The sequence below is a fragment of the Ramlibacter ginsenosidimutans genome (assembly GCF_016654015.1).
GTDB lineage: Bacteria > Pseudomonadota > Gammaproteobacteria > Burkholderiales > Burkholderiaceae_C > Ramlibacter > Ramlibacter ginsenosidimutans.
The window spans coordinates 149,595-167,209 of record NZ_JAEPWM010000007.1 but is presented as its reverse complement, the minus strand read 5'-3'; the positions used below and the strand labels follow the sequence as shown (position 1 = coordinate 167,209).

General features: G+C 68.2%; 18 protein-coding genes. 12 read left to right on the top strand and 6 right to left on the bottom strand.

Going from position 1 to position 17,615, the window contains the following annotated elements:
* The first annotated feature begins 3 nt into the window (after positions 1-3).
* The 7 genes from JJB11_RS17105 to JJB11_RS17075 all read left to right on the top strand — a co-directional run bounded on the left by JJB11_RS17105 (position 4) and on the right by JJB11_RS17075 (position 6,518).
* Complete coding sequence (locus tag JJB11_RS17105; protein ID WP_201174009.1) at positions 4-423, top strand: chorismate mutase; 420 nt, start codon at positions 4-6, stop codon at positions 421-423.
* Positions 420-1,412: a tripartite tricarboxylate transporter substrate-binding protein gene (locus tag JJB11_RS17100; RefSeq protein ID WP_201964906.1), complete on the top strand. Its 993-nt coding sequence runs from the start codon at positions 420-422 to the stop codon at positions 1,410-1,412. The genes JJB11_RS17105 and JJB11_RS17100 overlap by 4 nt, the downstream gene beginning before the upstream one ends.
* 336 nt (positions 1,413-1,748) lie before the next feature.
* Positions 1,749-2,165 (top strand): hypothetical protein, encoded by a 417-nt coding sequence (locus JJB11_RS17095; protein ID WP_201174005.1) that lies wholly within the window; start codon positions 1,749-1,751, stop codon positions 2,163-2,165.
* Positions 2,166-2,289: 124 nt separating this feature from the next.
* Positions 2,290-2,967 (top strand): heparan-alpha-glucosaminide N-acetyltransferase, encoded by a 678-nt coding sequence (locus JJB11_RS17090; protein ID WP_201174332.1) that lies wholly within the window; start codon positions 2,290-2,292, stop codon positions 2,965-2,967.
* A gap of 81 nt (positions 2,968-3,048) precedes the next feature.
* Entirely contained in the window at positions 3,049-3,462 is a 414-nt protein-coding gene (locus tag JJB11_RS17085) for a MarR family transcriptional regulator (RefSeq protein WP_201174331.1), read from the top strand.
* A gap of 129 nt (positions 3,463-3,591) precedes the next feature.
* Positions 3,592-6,021: a catalase gene (locus tag JJB11_RS17080; RefSeq protein WP_201174003.1), complete on the top strand. Its 2,430-nt coding sequence runs from the start codon at positions 3,592-3,594 to the stop codon at positions 6,019-6,021.
* 23 nt (positions 6,022-6,044) lie between these two features.
* The gene (locus JJB11_RS17075) at positions 6,045-6,518 is read left to right on the top strand and encodes a hemerythrin domain-containing protein (RefSeq protein ID WP_201174001.1); all 474 of its coding nucleotides are present in this window, start codon (positions 6,045-6,047) and stop codon (positions 6,516-6,518) included.
* A gap of 66 nt (positions 6,519-6,584) precedes the next feature.
* Here the strand turns inward: JJB11_RS17075 and JJB11_RS17070 are convergent, their stop codons facing one another.
* From JJB11_RS17070 to JJB11_RS17050, 5 genes are read right to left on the bottom strand one after another with little or no spacing between them, the layout of a single operon-like run.
* Positions 6,585-7,364, bottom strand: a complete 780-nt coding sequence (locus JJB11_RS17070; protein ID WP_201173999.1) for a peptidylprolyl isomerase — start codon at positions 7,362-7,364, stop codon at positions 6,585-6,587.
* A gap of 25 nt (positions 7,365-7,389) precedes the next feature.
* Positions 7,390-7,683, bottom strand: coding sequence for a BolA/IbaG family iron-sulfur metabolism protein (locus tag JJB11_RS17065; RefSeq protein ID WP_201173997.1), 294 nt, complete (start codon positions 7,681-7,683; stop codon positions 7,390-7,392).
* Positions 7,680-8,234 carry a septation protein A gene (locus tag JJB11_RS17060; protein WP_201173995.1) on the bottom strand — a complete coding sequence of 185 codons (555 nt, stop codon included), beginning with the start codon at positions 8,232-8,234 and terminating at the stop codon, positions 7,680-7,682. Before JJB11_RS17060 ends, JJB11_RS17065 begins: the two co-directional genes overlap by 4 nt.
* A complete protein-coding gene (gene msrB, locus JJB11_RS17055) occupies positions 8,231-8,650 on the bottom strand; it encodes a peptide-methionine (R)-S-oxide reductase MsrB (RefSeq protein WP_201173992.1) in 420 nt (139 codons plus the stop codon). Before msrB ends, JJB11_RS17060 begins: the two co-directional genes overlap by 4 nt.
* Positions 8,647-10,137 carry a protein adenylyltransferase SelO gene (locus tag JJB11_RS17050; RefSeq protein ID WP_201173989.1) on the bottom strand — a complete coding sequence of 497 codons (1,491 nt, stop codon included), beginning with the start codon at positions 10,135-10,137 and terminating at the stop codon, positions 8,647-8,649. Before JJB11_RS17050 ends, msrB begins: the two co-directional genes overlap by 4 nt.
* A gap of 120 nt (positions 10,138-10,257) precedes the next feature.
* Here JJB11_RS17050 and JJB11_RS17045 point away from each other — a divergent pair, with 120 nt between their 5' ends.
* From JJB11_RS17045 to JJB11_RS17030, 4 genes are read left to right on the top strand one after another with little or no spacing between them, the layout of a single operon-like run.
* On the top strand, positions 10,258-10,569 hold the full coding sequence (locus tag JJB11_RS17045; protein WP_201173986.1) for a hypothetical protein: 312 nt from the start codon (positions 10,258-10,260) through the stop codon (positions 10,567-10,569).
* Positions 10,524-10,976: an N-acyl amino acid synthase FeeM domain-containing protein gene (locus JJB11_RS17040; RefSeq protein ID WP_377371981.1), complete on the top strand. Its 453-nt coding sequence runs from the start codon at positions 10,524-10,526 to the stop codon at positions 10,974-10,976. Before JJB11_RS17045 ends, JJB11_RS17040 begins: the two co-directional genes overlap by 46 nt.
* Before the next feature lie 8 nt (positions 10,977-10,984).
* Positions 10,985-13,519: a hybrid sensor histidine kinase/response regulator gene (locus JJB11_RS17035; protein ID WP_201173980.1), complete on the top strand. Its 2,535-nt coding sequence runs from the start codon at positions 10,985-10,987 to the stop codon at positions 13,517-13,519.
* 5 nt (positions 13,520-13,524) lie between these two features.
* Positions 13,525-14,685, top strand: a complete 1,161-nt coding sequence (locus tag JJB11_RS17030) for a hybrid sensor histidine kinase/response regulator (RefSeq protein WP_201173978.1) — start codon at positions 13,525-13,527, stop codon at positions 14,683-14,685.
* Here JJB11_RS17030 and JJB11_RS17025 read toward each other — a convergent pair.
* A complete protein-coding gene (locus JJB11_RS17025; RefSeq protein ID WP_201964903.1) occupies positions 14,682-15,704 on the bottom strand; it encodes an AraC family transcriptional regulator in 1,023 nt (340 codons plus the stop codon). The genes JJB11_RS17030 and JJB11_RS17025 overlap by 4 nt on opposite strands.
* 164 nt (positions 15,705-15,868) lie before the next feature.
* Here JJB11_RS17025 and JJB11_RS17020 point away from each other — a divergent pair, with 164 nt between their 5' ends.
* Positions 15,869-17,569 (top strand): carboxylesterase/lipase family protein, encoded by a 1,701-nt coding sequence (locus JJB11_RS17020; protein ID WP_201173977.1) that lies wholly within the window; start codon positions 15,869-15,871, stop codon positions 17,567-17,569.
* Positions 17,570-17,615: the final 46 nt, after the last annotated feature.

Here is a 17,615-nt window from a genome sequence, read left to right as displayed (position 1 = left end):
GCCATGACGGAGCTCCAGCGCGAACCCGATGCGCAAGGCGCGCCCGTGCGCCGCTTCCGCGATCCCGCCTACCGGCCGCTGGCCGAAAACCTCGCGGGCGTGCGCCGCGAGATCGACCGGATCGACGACGCCATCGTGCGCCTGCTCGCCGAGCGGGCCATGTACGTGAAGGACGCCGCGCGCTTCAAGCGGGATGCGTTCCAGGTGAGCGCCCCGGCGCGCCAGGCGGAGGTGTTCGCCCGGGTGCGCGCGTTGGCCGAACGCCACCAGCCGGCGTTCAACGGCGGCTTCGCCGGCTTGCCGGACGTGGTCGAGTCCGCCTACCGGGCCCTCGTGGCAGGGTATATTGCATGCGAACAAAACTACTTCGGCCAGACCGAAGCCATCGCAGCAACCTCTCCACCGAAAGCGAACGAACCGTGAACGCACGCCGCCAGATCCTCCGAACCCTCGCGACCACCACTGCCTGCGCCGTCCTGCTGGGCGCGCCGTGGACTGCCGCGCAGGCGCAGGGCGACTATCCCGCCAAGCCCATCCACCTGATCGTTCCCTTCGGCGCCGGATCGACCCCCGACGTGTTCGCCCGCCTGGTCGGCGACCAGGCGAGCAAGACGCTCGGCCAGCCCATCGTGGTGGAGAACCGCGCCGGCGCGGGCGGCAACATCGGCACCGGCGCGGTGGCCAAGGCGGCTCCGGACGGCTACACCATCGGCGTGTCGATCACCGGCCCGCTGGTGAACAACACTCTCATCTACAAGAACCTGCCCTACGACCCGTTCAAGGACCTCGCGCCCATCACCTTCGGCGTGCACCAGGGCAACGTGCTGGCCGTGAGCAATTCGCTCCACGTCGACAACATGAAGCAGCTGATGGAGCTGCTGCGCAAGAACCCGGGCAAGTACAACTACGCGTCGGTCGGTGTCGGCACGCTGTCCCAGCTGAGCATGGAGGCGATCAAGGCGCTGACCCACAGCTACGTCGTGCAGGTGCCGTATGCGTCGTCTCCCGCTGCGGTGATGAGCGTGATCCAGGGCGACACGCAAATGGTGAGCCTGGCGCCGCTGGCGGTGATGCCGCAGGTGGAAGCCGGCAAGATGAAGGTGATCGCGGTGTCCACGGCCAAGCGCCTGCCGCAACTGCCGAACGTGCCGACCTTCCGCGAAAGCGGCGTGCCGCTCGACGGCAGCGCCTGGATCGGCGTCGTCGCGCCCGCCGGAACGCCCAAGCCGATCATCGACAAGCTGAACGCAGCGTTCGTCGCGGCCATGCGCGACCCGGCGATCGTCTCCAAGCTGCGGGCGCAGTACATGGAGCCGGAGCCCGGCACCCCCGCGCAGTTCGAGGCCTTCATGAAGGCCGAACTCGCCAAGTGGGGCCCGATCATCAAGCGCGCCGGGATCAAGGCCGACTGAAGCGCGGCCGGCCGGCCCTTTGAAGCCTGGGTGGTGATCGAGGCAGGAGAACGCAGAGGACGCGAAGGTTACGCAGAGGACGCAGAGGAAAACCTTTCTCAGGAAAATCCCCTTTCCAGACTGTCTTCTCTGCGTCCTCTGCGTAACCTCTGCGCTCTCTGCGCTCTCTGCGTTCTCCTGCCCGATCGCGCACCCAGCCCCTACCGCCCACTGGCTCAGGCGCTGTGGCAGGCCGGTCGAACATCTGGCCGCCGCCTACTTTCGCCCCCAGCCGACACCTACGGTTCATGGCGGTGGCGTGCGGCTCAATCGGGGTTCCCTGTCACGGAGAGCCTCATGCGCCGGTCCACCTTCCTGACCCTCTACCTTGCCGGCGTGCTGCTGCAACAGGTCGCGAGCCCCTGGGTCGTCCTGGGGCATCTCGCGGCGGCGCCGGACCAGCTCGCGCTCACGGATGTGGTCACGCTCTGCATGCCGCTGCTCCTGGTGGCCATCTCCTACTTCCGCGGGCAGGCGATCGGCATCCCGCGGCTGCCCCTCTGGCCCGCGGCCGCGCTGATCGCCTCCGGCATGCCCTTCTTCATCGGCTGGACGCAGATGCTGCTGACGCAGGCACCGGTGGACTGGAGATCCCTGCCTGCGGCCTGGCTCGCGGTGCTCGGCGGCGTGGGGGTCGGCGTCCCCTTGCTGCTGCACCTCGCTTGCGTCCACCTCGGCTGCGAGGAGCCGCGGGTCGCACCGGCTGCGACCTGAACGCGTGCGGGCAGCGTCCCGCCCGCGCCACCCGACCGGCCCTACACTCGGCCGCGTGCCAGCCACCCCCACCCGGATCCGTTTCGACCGCATCGATGCCCTGCGCGGCATCGCCATCGTCTGGATGACGATCTTCCATTTCTGCTTCGACCTCAACTACTTCGGCTGGATCCGGCAGAACTTCCTGTACGACCCGTTCTGGACCACGCAGCGCACGCTGATCGTGAGCCTGTTCCTGTTCTGCGCCGGACTGGGCCAGGCGGTCGCCCATGAGCAGGGGCAGGGCTGGCCGCGTTTCTGGCGTCGCTGGGCGCAGGTCGCCGGTTGCGCGCTGCTGGTGACGGCGGGATCGGCGGTCATGTTTCCCGACAGCTTCATCTACTTTGGCGTGCTGCACGGCATCGCGGTGATGCTGATCGTCATGCGGCTGACGGCCAACTGGGGGCGCTGGTTGTGGCTCGCCGGCGCCATCGCCATCCTGCTCGCGCGCGCGGCGCTGCCGGTGCACGTCCACTTCGGCAACCTGCACCTGCTCAACGAGCGCTGGCTCAACTGGATCGGCTTCGTATCGCTCAAGCCCGTGACGCAGGACTACGTGCCGCTGCTGCCCTGGATCGGCGTGATGTGGTGGGGCCTGGCCTCTGGCCAATGGCTGCTGCGCAAGCGTCCGGCCGTGGTGCAGGGGCCGATCCCGCGCGCCGCCGCGCCGCTGGCGTGGCTGGGACGCTGGAGCCTTTCCTGGTACATGCTCCACCAGCCGGTCATGCTGGGCGTGCTCATGCTGGTGCGGCACGCGGCCTAGGAGCCGGCCGGGCAGCGGGACGGGCCTGCCGGTATATCGTGGTGCGATTTATACTCGCCGGGCACCACGCCGGGAGGTCCCATCTTGAGCAGACGCAGAAGCTTCAGCAAGGCCGAGCTGGTGACCCGTTCGGAGTTCCGGCACCAGCTGCGCCGGTTCGAACGGGTCGGCGAGGACGCCGCCCGCGAGCGCGGGGTGACCTTCGCCCAATACCTGCTCCTGCTGCACCTGGCGGGCATGCCCGAGCGCGACTGGGCCCTCGTGGGCGAGCTGGCCGACCGGCTGCAGCTGGAGCACCACAGCACCGTGGGGCTGGTCTCGCGCTGCGAGACGGCAGGGCTGGTGGAGCGGCGGCGCTCCGAAGAGGACCGGCGCCAGGTGCAGGTGCACCTCACGCGCGCGGGTCGCGCAACCATGGCGGCCGTTGCCTCGGAACTCTCGGAAGAGCTCGACACGCTGGTGCACTACCTCGACCAGGCAAGCACCGCGGGGTGAGCTGCGGCGTAGCTCATCGTTGATCTTTTCCGGCCGTGCGGCGCGGCCGTCGGCGCGCGCCTACACGCTTGGCCCCCTTGTCGCATTACGGTGAGCGACTGGCAATTCGCCAGGTTCTTTCGTTCCGTCATGCCCAAGATTCCCAAGGCCTCCGCGCCATCCAAGAAGCCGGCGGCCCAGGCCGCCTCACGCAACACCGACAGCGGACCCGCCCAGGTGGCGGGCGATGCAGGCGGCGACCTCGCCGCCCGCAAGATGGCCGAGACCGAGCAGATGGCCGCGGCCATGGACAACCACGAAGCCAAGGCAGCGGAGCACGGCTTCGACAACGGCGTCGACCCGATGCCGGGCGCCGTCGTCGAAGCGCCTTCGCGCCTGCCCGGCGCCAGCACCTTGTCGGAGGCGAACAGCTCGGACAAGGTGGGCACCGAGGCGCTGGACGGACTCAACGCCACGATCGAATCGCTCGATCGCGTGCGCGTGGATTCCACCGGGCGCCCGCTCACCACGAACCAGGGCGTGCGCATCGCCGACAACCAGAACTCGCTGAAGTACGGCGTGCGCGGGCCGGCGCTGCTGGAGGACTTCATCCTCCGCGAGAAGATCACCCACTTCGACCACGAGCGCATCCCCGAGCGCATCGTGCATGCGCGCGGCTCCGGCGCGCACGGCTTCTTCGAGTGCTACGAGCCGGTCACCGACCTCACCAGGGCCGCGCCGTTCCAGCAGGCCGGCAAGATCACGCCGGTGTTCGTGCGCTTTTCCACCGTGGCCGGCGAACGCGGGTCCAAGGACACGGCGCGCGACGTGCGCGGCTTCGCCGTCAAGTTCTACACGGACGAGGGCAACTGGGATCTCGTGGGCAACAACATCCCGGTGTTCTTCATCCAGGATGCGATGAAGTTTCCCGACCTGGTGCACGCGGTGAAGCCCGAGCCGCACCACCAGATGCCGCAGGCCGCCAGCGCGCACGACACCTTCTGGGACTTCGTCTCGCTGATGCCCGAGTCGACGCACATGCTGATGTGGGTGATGTCGGACCGCGCCATCCCGCGCAGCTTCGCCACCATGGAAGGCTTCGGCGTGCACACGTACCGGCTGGTGAATGCCGAAGGCGACTCGGTGTTCGTCAAGTTCCACTGGAAGCCGAAGTACGGCACGCACTCGCTGGTGTGGGACGAGGCGGTGAAGATCTCGGGTGCCGACCCGGACTACCACCGGCGCGACCTGTGGGAGCGCATCGAGTCGGGCGCGTATCCGGAGTGGGAACTGGGCCTGCAGGTGTTCACCGAGGAACAGGCGGAGCAGTTCAGCTTCGACATCCTCGATGCGACGAAGATCGTGCCGGAGGAACTGGTGCCCGTGCGCATCGTCGGCCGCATGGTCCTGAACCGCAACCCGGACAACTTCTTCGCCGAGACCGAGCAGGTGGCCTTCTGCGTCGCCCACGTGATCCCCGGCATCGACTTCTCCAACGATCCGCTGCTGGCCGGCCGCATCCACTCCTACGTGGACACGCAGATCTCGCGCCTGGGCGGACCGAACTTCCACGAGATCCCGATCAACTCGCCCCTGGCGCAGGTGCACAACAACCAGCGGGACGGCATGCACAGGCAGGCCATCCCCCGGGGACGCGTGGCGTACGAACCGAACTCGCTCGCAGGCGGCTGCCCGTTCCAGGCCGGAGCCATGCAGGGCTTCGTTTCCGTGCCGGCCCGCATCTCCGCGAAGGAGGAGCAGGGCAAGGTGCGCGCGAAGCCCGAGAAGTTCGCCGACCACTACACGCAGGCGCGCCTCTTCTTCGAGAGCCAGACGCCGGTGGAGCAGGACCACATCGCGAACGCCTTCCGGTTCGAGTTGAGCAAGGTGACCGTGCCGGCGATCCGCGCGCGCATGGTCGCGTCGCTGCGCAACGCGTCCGAAGTGCTGGCGCAGAAGGTGGCCGATGGCCTGGGCATGGAGCCGTTGCCCGATCCGCTGCCGCTCGCGCTGCCCAATCCTGCCAGGCCGGAAGTGAAGAAGTCGCCGGCGCTCTCGCTGATGGCGCGGCCCGGCGATGGCTCCCTGCGAGGGCGCAAGGTGGCACTGCTCGTCGGACCCGGCGTGGATGCCGGCGCGCTCGAGCAGCTGCAGGCCGCACTGCTGGAGCGCGGCGCCGTCGGCCGCCTGGTCGGCCCGCGCATCGGTGCGTTCGCGACGGTCGCGGGCGGCACGCTGGACGCGGACGCCTCGATGGAGAACGAGCCCGGCTTCCTGTTCGACGGCCTCGTGCTGCCCGATGGCGATGAAGCGGTTGCGGCGCTGGCGCAGGACGGCCACACGGCGGAATTCATCAAGGACCAGTTCCGCCACTGCAAGACCATCCTCGCGATCGGCGCCTCGCGCAAGCTGCTCACGCAGGCAGGGCTGCCGCAGTCCATGGAGAAGAGCATGGCGCAGGGCGGGACAGGCCTCATCGTCGTCGATGCGGGCCAGTCGGCCGCCGGTATCACGGCCTTCCTCGACGGCCTGGCGAAGCACCGCCACTTCGGCCGCGAAACGGACCCGCCCCTCGTTTGACATCGCGCAGCCAAGGAGACCCCATGCCCGAATCGATGCCCCAGGATGCGTGCGAGCTGCTCGACGCCGACCACATCGCCGTGAAGCACCTGTTCGTGGAGTACGCGCGCCAGGCCATGGCCGCGCCCGAGGAAGCGCGCGATCGCCAGGCGCTGGCGCAGCGCATCTGCCAGGAGCTGACCGTGCACGCGCAGATCGAGGAGGAAATTTTCTATCCGGCGCTGCGCGAAGCGATCGCCGCGCCGCAGTTGCTGGACGAAGCGCAAGCGGAACACCAGCAGGCCAAGGCACTGATCGCCCGGATCCGGGGCATGCGCGCGCCCGATCCGCGCATGGACGATCTGGTGAGCCAGCTGGCGAACGCCGTCGAGCACCACGTGAAGGAGGAGCGCGACGTGCTGTTCCCCAAGGCCCGGGTCGCGCCCGGCCTGGATCTCATGGCCTTGGGCGCGCAGCTGAAGGAGCGGCAGGACGAGTTGGTGGGGCAGGCCGCCTAGCCCAAAGGAAAAGCGGCCCGCGGGCCGCTTTCTCGTCGAACACTCGCGCGCCCGAAGGCGCGGTGTTCACTCCACCTTCGCGCTCTTGCGCAGGCTTTCCTGGAACTGCGCGAGCTTTTGCTGCTGCAGTTGCTGCGCGATCTGGGGACGCACGTCTTCCAGCTTCGGCAGCTTCGCGTCGCGGATGTCGTCGACGCGGATGATGTGCCAGCCGAACTGCGACTTGACCGGCACCTGGGTCATCTCGCCCTTCTTCAACTTGGTCATCGCCTGCGCGAATTCCGGCACGTAGCTGGAGGCCGTGGCCCAGTCGAGGTCGCCGCCGTTGGCGCCGGAGCCCGGGTCCTTGGACTGCTTCTTGGCGATGTCCTCGAATTTCGCGCCCTTCTTCAGGTCGGCGATGATCTTCTTGGCCTGGTCCTCGTTCTCCACGAGGATGTGCCGGGCCTTGTATTCCTTGCCGCCGTTGGCCGCGGCGAACTTGTCGTACTCCGCCTTGATGTCGGCGTCGGTGACGGGATTCTTCTTCTGGTAGTCGGCGAACAGCTCGCGGATCAGGATGGTCTGGCGGGCCAGCTCCATCTGCGCCTTGTAGTCGTCGGTGGCGTCGAGTCCGCGCTTCTGCGCTTCCTGCAGGAAGATCTCGCGCGCGATGACCTCGTCCTTCAGCTGGCCCTGCATCTCGGGGCCGACCGGGCGGCCGGCCTTGGCCAGCTGCGCTGCCAGCATGTCGACGCGCTCCTTCGGGACCGGCTTGCCGTTGACGATGGCGACGTTCTGCGCCGCGGCGGGCAGGGCGATGCCGACGATGGCCGCGAGGACCGCGGTCAGGAGGACTTTCTTCATGGGGTGGTTTCCCTAGCGAACGGAATCAGGATGGAGCGCTCTCGATCGCCAGGGCATGGATGCCGCGGTCGCGGTCGATATAGTCGCGCAGGGCATCATACACAAGGCGGTGCGAGGCCACCCGGGACTGCCCGGCAAAGAACGGTGAAGCGATCCGGATGCGGAAATGTGTCCCGCTTCCGGTGCCGTCCTGGCCTGCGTGCCCGAGGTGCTCGGCGCTCTCGTCGATCACTTCCAGGCGGGTGGGCGCGAGCCGCTCCTGTAGGCGCACGCGCAGGCCCTCCGCCGTGATGCCGGTCCCGGTGGCGGCGCCGCTCACGAGTCGCTCGCCTCCGCCTTCTTGCCGTCCTTCATGTAGCGGCCGAGGTAGAGGGCCTGGCCGAGGACGAACAGCAGCATCAGTCCGAGGCCGCCGAAGAGCTTGAAGTTGACCCAGGTGTTCGTGTCGTAGTGGAACGCCACCCACAGGTTGAGCACGCCCATGCAGGCAAAGAAGGTGGCCCAGCTCCAGCTCATGGCACGCCACGCCGGCTCCGGCAGTTCCAGCTGCGCTCCCATCAGCGACTTCAGGAAGTTCTTGCGGAAGAACAGCATCCCGCCGGCGAGCGCTCCGCCCATCATCCAGTAGAGGACCGTCGGCTTCCACTTGATGAAGGTGTCGTCGTGCGCGAGGATGGTCGCGCCCCCGAACAGCACGATGATCGCCAGGCTCAGCCACTGCATGGGTTCCACCTTGCCCGTGGAGTAGCGCAGCCAGGCGATCTGGGCTACCGTCGCGGCGATGGCGACGCCGGTGGCGACGTAGATGTTCGCGAGCTTGAACGCCACGAAGAACAGGACGATCGGGAAGAAGTCGAGGAACAGTTTCATTCGTTCTTGCCTTCGGGCTGGAAGTCCAGCGAGGCGGAGTTCATGCAGTAGCGCAGGCCGGTCGGGCCCGGACCATCTTCGAACACGTGGCCCAGGTGGGCGCCGCATTGCGCGCAGACCGTCTCGGTGCGGACCATGCCATGGCTGGTGTCACGGATCTCCTGGATCGCCCCGGGCACGGCCTGCGAGAAGCTGGGCCAGCCGCAGCCCGCGTCGAACTTCGTGTCGGCATCGAACAGCTTGGCGCCGCAGCAGATGCAGTGGTAGCTGCCGTCGGCCCAGACGCGCTCGTACTTGCCGCTGAAGGGCCGCTCGGTCGCGGCGTGGCGCGTGACCTCGAAGGCGCCGGGCTCGGCGCCCTTGTCCTTCAGGAGGGCCTTCCATTCGGCCTCGGTTTTTTCGATCGGAAACGTCATGAGGAGCAGCTGATCTCGATGTGGGTCGCCCAGTCGGGCGGGAAGCCGGCGCGGTCGTCGTGGTCCGGATGTTCCTCGAACGGGGACTGCACCAGGCTGAGCAGGGTTTCGACTTCCGAAAAGTCCCCGAGTTTCGCCTGCCGGATGGCCAGTTCGCACAAATGGTTGCGCAGCACGTATTTTGGATTGGCCGCCAGCATGCGCGCTCCGGGCTCGCCTGCCTCGTCGGCGAGACGCGCCTCGTATTGTGCGACCCAGCCGTCGAATCCGGCGCGGTCCAGGAACAGGTCGCGCACGGCCGCCAGGTCGCCCCCGGCCGCGAAGCGCGAGAGGCGGCGCCAGAAGATCGGGTAATCCACCGGTCCTGCGGCCAGCAGCGAGAGGATCTGTTCGACCAGCTGACGATCGCCTGACTTTTCCGAGGCCAGCCCGAGCTTGGCGCGCATGCGCGCTTCCAGTTCGCGCGGGAACGCGGCCTTGTACGGCTCGAGCGCGGCCAGCGCCAGTTCCTCGTCGCCTATCAGGGGGAACAAGGCCTGGCCCAGGCAGAAGAGGTTCCAGTAGGCGACGTTCGGCTGGCGGTTGAACGCGTAGCGGCCGGTCTCGTCGCTGTGGTTGCAGATTTGGGTCGGCACGAAGGCATCGAGGAACTGGAACGGCCCGTAGTCGATGGTGAGGCCCAGGATGCTCATGTTGTCCGTGTTCATCACGCCGTGGCAGAAGCCCACGGCCTGCCACTGCGCCACCATCGCCGCCGTGCGGAGGGTGACCTCCTCGAGCAGCGCCGCATAGGGGTTGCCGCCCAGGCGGTCCGGGGCGCGGCAGTGCGGGTAGAAGGTGTCGATCACGTAGTCCGCGAGTTGCCGCAGCTCGTCGAGCTGGCCGCGCGCGGAGAAGTGTTCGAAGTGCCCGAAGCGCACGAAGCTGGGAGCGACGCGTGTCACCACCGCGGCCGTCTCGACCTCTTCGCGCCGCACGGGTTGCGGCGAGCCGGTCACCACCAGCGCGCGGGTGGTCGGCACGCCCAGGCCGTGCATGGCCGCGGAGCAGAGGTATTCGCGGATGCTGGATCGCAGGACGGCGCGGCCGTCGCCCATGCGCGAATAGGGTGTGCGCCCGGCGCCCTTCAACTGCAGCTCCTGCACGCCCTGCGGGGTGGCGATGCCACCCAGGAGGATGGCGCGCCCATCCCCGAGCTGGCCCGCCCACACGCCGAACTGGTGGCCGCTGTAGACGCTCGCCAGCGGACGCGCGCCTTGCAGCGCCTGGTTGCCGGTGAAGGCGGCGACCGCGTCGCTGCCGGCCAGCCGGTCGGCGTCGAGCCCGAGGTCCGCGGCCAGGCGCCGGTTCACCGAGACGAGGTGCGGGTCGGGGAGGGGGGTGGGGCGCAGTTCGGTGAAGAACGCGGGCCCGAGCTGCGCGAAGCCATGCTGCCACGCGGGCCCGAGCTCCAGGGCCGCTGAGGCCTCTGCGAGGGCTTGGTCCATGGGGGGATTGTCCGCTGAAGCGTTCGCCCGGAGCGGCTTAGGGGAATGGCTTACTGTGCCGTAAAGGGGCCTGCATCACATAATCCCGTAAAGCTGTGCCTACACATGGGAGGACGAGAAGTGAGTGATTTTTCTGAACTGGAGCAATCATTGGCGCTGCCTGCCCTGGCACCGCAGGAGGATGTTCGCACCGCGCGCGGCCGGGCCCATGCCCAGGAATCGACCCGCTCCTACGACGTCAAGCTTTCGGAGGTGGAATTCCGCCGCCTGCACGCAGCCGACGAGGTGCATGCCATTCAGAGAATGCGAGCGGAGATCCAGCTTCCGGGAACGGCGCTCGCCGATCCCGGATTCTTCGCACGAGAAAAAAAAAGGACCGAGAAGGGGTGGTCGGTGCATTCGAATGGCAGGATGCGTTCATCGGGACGATGAGGTTCCTGCCCATGGGCAAGGGCCTGAGCCCCGTCGAGGGTCTCTTGCGCGAACGCGGCGCCGCCGCTCTTGCCACCCGGGGCAACTGGGAATTCGGACGATTGGTCCTCGATCCCGCTTACCGCGCGGGACCCGAACTCCTTAACAAGTGCGTGTTCCTCGCGGTCTCCCATCTGGCCAGCGAGTTCCACTGCAACTACGCCTTTGCCTCCTGTACTCCCGTCCTCAGTCGCCTGTATCGTCGCTTCGGGTTTTCCGTGATCGCCAATGACGTGCGCGTGCCCGGCGACGAGAAGCCGTACCATTTGATCCAGGCCTCCATCGCCGACGTCCTGGAGTCCTCCGCCGGCACGCCCGCGGAACGTCAGCTGGCTCGTCGCCTCGGCGGCGTGGCAATGGCAGCGTGAGGTCCACCATGTCGATCAAGACCTTGTTCACCCCGCTGCGCAGGCTGTTCGGGTATTACGAGACCTACCACGGCAACGGTCGCCCATTGCTGAAGTTCATCGGGATCATCGGTTCGCTCACGTACCTGAGCTTCTACCTGATCCGCTTCACCAAGCCCAACCCGAAGCCCTTCGACGACATCGGCATCCGTGCGTTCGTCATCACCCTGTTCGCGCTGCTGGCAGCGCACGACCAATGGCCGGAGAAGCTGAAGAAGTTCTACCTGCCTTACTCGTACGCGGCCCTGATCGTCTGCATGCCGTTCGTGAACGTCTACGTGTCGCTCGAGCGCGGCGGCGGCGTGCCGGCGATGTCCAACTGCTTCATCGCGCTCAGCTTCCTGGTAATGCTGACGGACTGGCGCAACACGATCGCCATGCTGCTGGTGGGGATCAGCATGGCGGCGAGCCTGTTCTTCGCGTTGCACCCGGGTGGCCACTGGCCCGCCGACATGCTCGCGCAGATACCGGCCTACCTGATCATCCTGATCGGCGGTGGCGCGTTCAAGCTGTCCGAGAAGCAGATCGACAGCGAAAAATCCCGGCTGGCCGCTGCGCTCGCGGGCTCGATCGCGCACGAGATGCGCAATCCGCTCAGTCGCATCCTCTACGCGCTGGAGAAGATGCAGGCCGTGCTCGCCCGACCCAAGGTCCACGAGTCGGTCAAGACGCTCGAAGGCGAACAGATCGATGCCTTGTACCGCCACCTTGCGGACAGCGAGGGCGCGGTCCGCCGCGGCTTGCAGGTGATTTCGATGACGCTGGACGGCGTCAGCAACAAGCCGATGGACGCCACCGGGTTCCGCTACCTCTCCGCGGCCGAGGTCGTCCAGCAGGCTGTCGAGGAATACGGCTACGAGAGCGACGACGCTCGCAACCGGGTCAGCGTGAAGATCGAGAGCGACTTCACCTTCCGCGGCGACGAGACCGCGTACCTGTTCGTCCTATTCAACCTGATCAAGAACGCGCTCTATTACGCCGCGGCGTATCCGCGCCTGCACGTGACCCTGACGGTCGGGGACCAGCAGGTGAAGGTGCATGACACGGGGCCCGGCATTCCCGCGGACGTGCGCAAAACCCTGTTCGAGGTGTTCCGCTCGGTGGGCAAGAGCGGCGGCACAGGCCTGGGACTCACTTATTGCCAACGTGTGATGCATGCCTTCGGCGGGGACATCCGGTGCGATTCGGTGCCCGAGGAGTTCACCGAGTTCAGCATGACCTTCCCCAAGGTCACGGACGAGGAGCGCGAGCGGCACCGGCTGGAAGTCATCGCCGAAGCGCGCACAGTGCTGGCCGGCAAGCGCCTGCTGGTCGTGGAGGACGACGAGGCCCAGCGGGCCATGACACTGCGCAAGCTTGAGGCGATCGCCTCCACCACCGAAATCGACCAGGCCGCCGACGGGCAGCTCGCATTGCGCATGCTCGCCGAACGCAAGTACGACCTCGTCCTGCTGGACCTGCGCATGCCCGGACTGGACGGATACGCCGTGGCGGAGCGGGTGCGCGGGGGCGACAGCATGAACCGCGGCGTGCACATCGTCGCCTACAGCAGCGAGCCGGCCCACCTTTCTCGCTTCCGTGCGCTGCAATCGGGCATGGATCATTTCCTGAGCAAGCCGTGCGCCGAGATGCAGCTGCTCGCCAACCTGCAGCACATCATCCGCCGCAGGGGGGCAACCTCCGTCTCCGCGGCCAGCCGGCTGGCGGGCCGCCGCATCCTGGTGGCGGACGACAGTGCATTCAACCGCAAGGCCATCGCGGCGTACCTGCGCAACGCGGCGGCGTTCGTGATCGAGGTGGAGCACGGTGCCGCGGTCCTTCAGCAGCTGCGGGCGCAGGAGGGGATCGACGCAGTGATCGTCGACCTGCACATGCCCGGCATGGACGGCCTCGAGACCGCGCGGGCCATCCGCGCGTCGCGCGAGGGCTGGTGCGGCGTTCCGATCGTCGCGATGACGGCCCGATCGGACGAGCCTGCCGTCGCGGCGGCTACCGCGGCCGGCATGAACGGCTTCCTGGTCAAACCGGTGGATGCGCTCGTCCTGTACGACACGCTCAGCCGGCTTATCACCGGGGGGAGCGCCATGGCTCCGCACCCGGAAGCCCCTCGCACGCGCGAGGCGCGGGCAGAGTCCCAGGATCACGACGGCATGCTGAACCTCCAGCGCCTCGAGAGCTACCGCCGCCTCGGCATGCTCGACGAACTGCTGAACGACTACCTGCCCGAGATGCAGCGGCTCGTGAGCGACCTGCAGAAGACGGTGGACGAGGGTGACGTGCAGGGCAGCATCGATGCACTGCACTCGTTGCTCGGCATGAGCGGCGAGGCCGGCGCGCAGGCGCTCTACCAGAACGTGCGACGGCTCTACGTGCCGCTGCTCGAGGAAGGCCTGTGGCCCTCGGGACAGGAATGGCTGCCGCAGCTGCAGGCGCTGGCCGCGCGGACCGAAGAAGCCTTGAAGGCATACTGCGCGCAACAGGCGGCCTCGGGCGCCGCATCCTGAGGACCATGCAGTACGAGCTGACCGGCGAGATCCCTTCGATCCTCTATGTCGACGACGAACCCACCTCCCGCAAGTGGTTCGCGCTCGAGTTCGGCGACGAGTTCCGCGTCCTGACCGCCGGCAGCGCGGACGAAGCGCTCCAGATGCTGCGCGAGCGCAGCAGCGAGTTCGGCGTGCTGGTGACCGACTACCGCATGCCGGAGAGCGACGGCATGAAGCTGCTGCGCGCCGTGCAGCGCGACTTCCGCCACGTGATCCGGCTGCTGGCCACCGCCTATGCCGAAAAGGACGTGGCCATCGCCGCGGTGAACCAGGGCAAGGTGCTGCGCATCCTCGAGAAGCCGCTCGATGGAGAGGCGACGCGCGAAGCGCTGCGCGAAGCGCTCTCCGTCTACCGGGCGCAGGCGCTGGACCGGCTGGTGAACGAAGGCCGGGTGGCGGCGCTGCGCGAAGCGCTGGGCTTTCTCGCCCATGAACTGAACACGCCGTTGGCGACGGTCCGCGGCTACGTCAGCTCGGTCGCCGGGCGTTACGTGCAGCCCGGGCCGGACGCGCCGGCCGGCCTAGCGCAGTTCACGGAGGACCATCCCGGGGAGCTCGTGACCGCGCTGGAGCGCGCCGAGCGGCGGGCGCTCTATTGCCAGTCGCTCGTGTCGACCTTCGTGCAGTCCGCGCGCGACGCGTATCCGGACGCGCAGCCGCAGTCCATCACCGCCAGCAGCCTGGTCGAAGCCTTGCTGGACGAGTTCCCCTTCGAGGAGAACGAGCGCTCCTGCGTGGTGCTCGACGTGCGGCGCGACTTCCGCCTGCCCGGGCGGCGCGACCTGCTGTACCTCGTGCTGTGCACGCTCGCCAAGAACGCGCTGCTCGCGATGCGCGGCCGCGCTGGCTCGCGCCTGTGGCTGGAGGTGGACTCCGGCGGGGAGCACGCGAAGGGGCGCGCGTGGATCCGCGTGCGCGACAACGGGCCCGGCATCCCGCCGGAGGTGCTAGCCAAGCTCACCAGGGAGCCGGTCACGACCCGGTCCGGGGCGGGCGGCAGCGGCATGGGCCTCATGTTCTGCCAGCGCGTGATGCAGGCCATCAGCGGCGCGATCGAGGTGCACTCCACGCTCGGTGAAGGCGCGATGGTGACGCTGTACTTCCAGCCCCTGGGCGCACCCTAGGCGGTCGCGGGGTGCAGCGCGACCTGTTCGCGGTACTGGCCCGGCGGCATGCCGAACCAGCGCCGGCAGGCACGGAAGAAGTTGCTGGAGTCGCCGAAGCCGAGCAGGTCCGCCACCTCGCACAGCGAGTAGCGCGCATCGGCCAGGTACTTGCCCGCGAGTTCGCGCCGGGCGTCGTCCAGCAGCTGCTGGAACGACGTGTTCTCGGCGTGCAGGCGCCGCTGCAGGGTGCGGTCCGCCAGCGCCAGGCTGGCCGCCACCTGCTCGCGCCGCGGCTCGCCGCGATGCAGGCGCCGCACGATCTCGCTGGTCACGCGGTAGCTGATGTTGGCGTGGCCCAGGCGCGCGAGCCGCTCCTCCATCACTTGCTGGTGCAACGCCAGCATCCCGGGGTTGCGCGAGGGCAGGGCGGTCTGCAGGTCCGCAGCGGCCAGCAGCATGCGGTTTTCGTGGCAGTCGAAAGCCACCGGGCAGCCGAAGGCCACCGCGTACGCGCCGCGCTCGGGCGGCGGCGGAAACTTGAACTCCACTGCGAGCGGCTGCACGTCGCGGCGCGTGAGCCACTGCGACAGCGTGAGCATGCCCAGCATGCCGTACGCGAAGCGCTGGCGCGGGACCGGCCGCGTGTTGCCGGTGTGCCCCAGCTCCAGCCAGGCGCCGTCCTGGTCCGCGGCCACGACCTGGAAGGTCGCGGCGTCGGAAATCAGCGCGAGGTAACGCGCGAACGCCTGCAGCGCGCTGCGCAGGTCGGGACTGGAGAGCATCGCGTAGCCGACCACGTCGAAGTTCACGTGGCGCAGCGTGAGGGCCCGGTCCATGCCCAGCGTGCAGTCGCCCGAGCGTTCGACCGCGAGCTCCCACAGCCGGCTGACTTCGTCCGCCGTGAAACGCTCGTCGGGGTTTTCCACGCGCTCGGGCGCGATCTCCGCCGTCCGCACCAGCCAGGGCACGTCCACGCCGCGCGAGGCGAACATCTCCAGCAGGCCACGGACCCAGGTGCAGGAACTCGAGCGTTGCATTCAGTGGCTCCGCAAGTCAGTGGTTTGGCCGTCTTGGGATAGCGGCCGGGGTCCGCCCCCTGCCTAGACTGCGGCAGGCGGCGCGGGAAGGCATTTCATGCCAGCGCCGCCGCGCCGGCAAGCGGGATTCCCCGGGCCCGGCGACAACAGCCAAGGAGACCTGCATGCGTTTGTCCCGGACCCTCACTTCGGCGCTCGCCGCCGGCTGCGCGCTCGCGCTCGTCGCCTGCGGCGGCGGCGGCGGCAGCGCCGACCCTACCATCCGCCAGACGAGCTTCGGACTGGTGTCCGGCGTGTCCGCCGCGGGCGCCCTGTCATGGAAGGGTATCCCCTACGCCAGCCCGCCGGTCGGCGCGCTGCGCTGGAAGGCGCCTGTGCTCCCGCAGGGCTGGAGCAGCGTGCGTGACGGCAGCAAGTTCGGCAACGCCTGCATCCAGAACGGCCGCATCTACGGCCCCGGCGCGCACAACACCTACGACGCGACGATCGCCACCACGCTGAACACCCCGGTGGGCAGCGAAGACTGCCTCACCCTGAACATCTGGCGGCCGGACTCCGCCAAGACCGACCTGCCGGTGATCTTCTTCGTGTACGGCGGCAGCGACATCTCGGGCTACACGGCCGACCCCGTGTACGACGGCGCGGCGCTGGCCAAGTCCGCCGAGGCGGTGGTGGTCACGGCGAACTACCGCGTCGGTCCCTTCGGCTTCTTCAATCTTTCGCAGCTGAAGACCGGCGACCCGGTGCAGGACTCGGGCAATTTCGCGCTGCTCGACCTGATCCAGGCGCTCAAGTTCGTCAAGTCCAACGCGAACGCCTTCGGCGGTGATGCGTCCAACGTGACCCTCATGGGCCAGTCGGCAGGCGCGATCAACGTCTACGCGCTGTTGACGTCGCCGCTGGCGACCGGCCTGTTCCAGAAGGCGGTGCCGCTGTCCGGCGGCATCTCGCTGGGCACCAACCTGCCGCCGGGCAACATCCCGACGCTGAACCCGGCCACCACGTATGCCAACCAGGGCAATGCGCTGCTCGCCAACCTGCTGATCGCCGACGGCAAGGCCACCGACTCCGCTTCCGCGCAGGCCTACATCGCCACGCAAAGCGCGGCGGACCTGGCCACCTACATGCGCAGCAAGGACGCCGGGACGATCCTGACCACGCTGCTGGCCAAGGGACTCACGGGCTCGGGCCCGATCCCGGACGGCACGGTCATCCCGACCGACCCGATCGCCGCGATCGCCGCGGGCAAGTACAACAAGATGCCCGTGCTCGCCGGCAACACGGCGGACGAGGGCAAGCTGTTCGCGCCCTTCCTGACCCTGCTCGGCGGGCCGGCCGGCTTCAAGATCGACGACGCGACCCGCTTCAACATGATGATGAACTTCGACCCGAACGCGCCCACGGCGCTGACGGAGGCGGACATCCTCAACGCGGCGTACGTGCCGTCCAACACGCCGGTCACCGGCTGGACCGCCAAGGCGAGCCTGCTCGCGTCGGTCTTCATGGCGCCGAGCCGCGACAACGTGCTGAACGCGCTGAAGACGCAGCAGCCGAACGTCTGGTACTACCAGTTCAACTGGGCCCAGGAGCCGGCGCCCTGGAACACCGTGTACGGCGCCGCGCATGCCTTCGACCTGCCGTTCCTGTTCGGCAATTTCGGTCCCTCGCTGTTCTCCAACGCGGCGAACAGCAAGGCCAACGAGCCGGGCCGGCTGGCGCTGTCGTCCGCGATGATGGCCAGCATCGCCGCCTTCGCCCGCAAGGGCGACCCGAACAACGCGGCGCTCGGCACCACCTGGCAGCCCTGGCCCTCGCGGCTGTTCTTCGACGCCACGCCGACCCAGGCGAGCATCACCACGCAGTAAGGGTGGCCCCGGGCGCGGTGGCGGCCGCGCCCGGTTTAGGATAGCC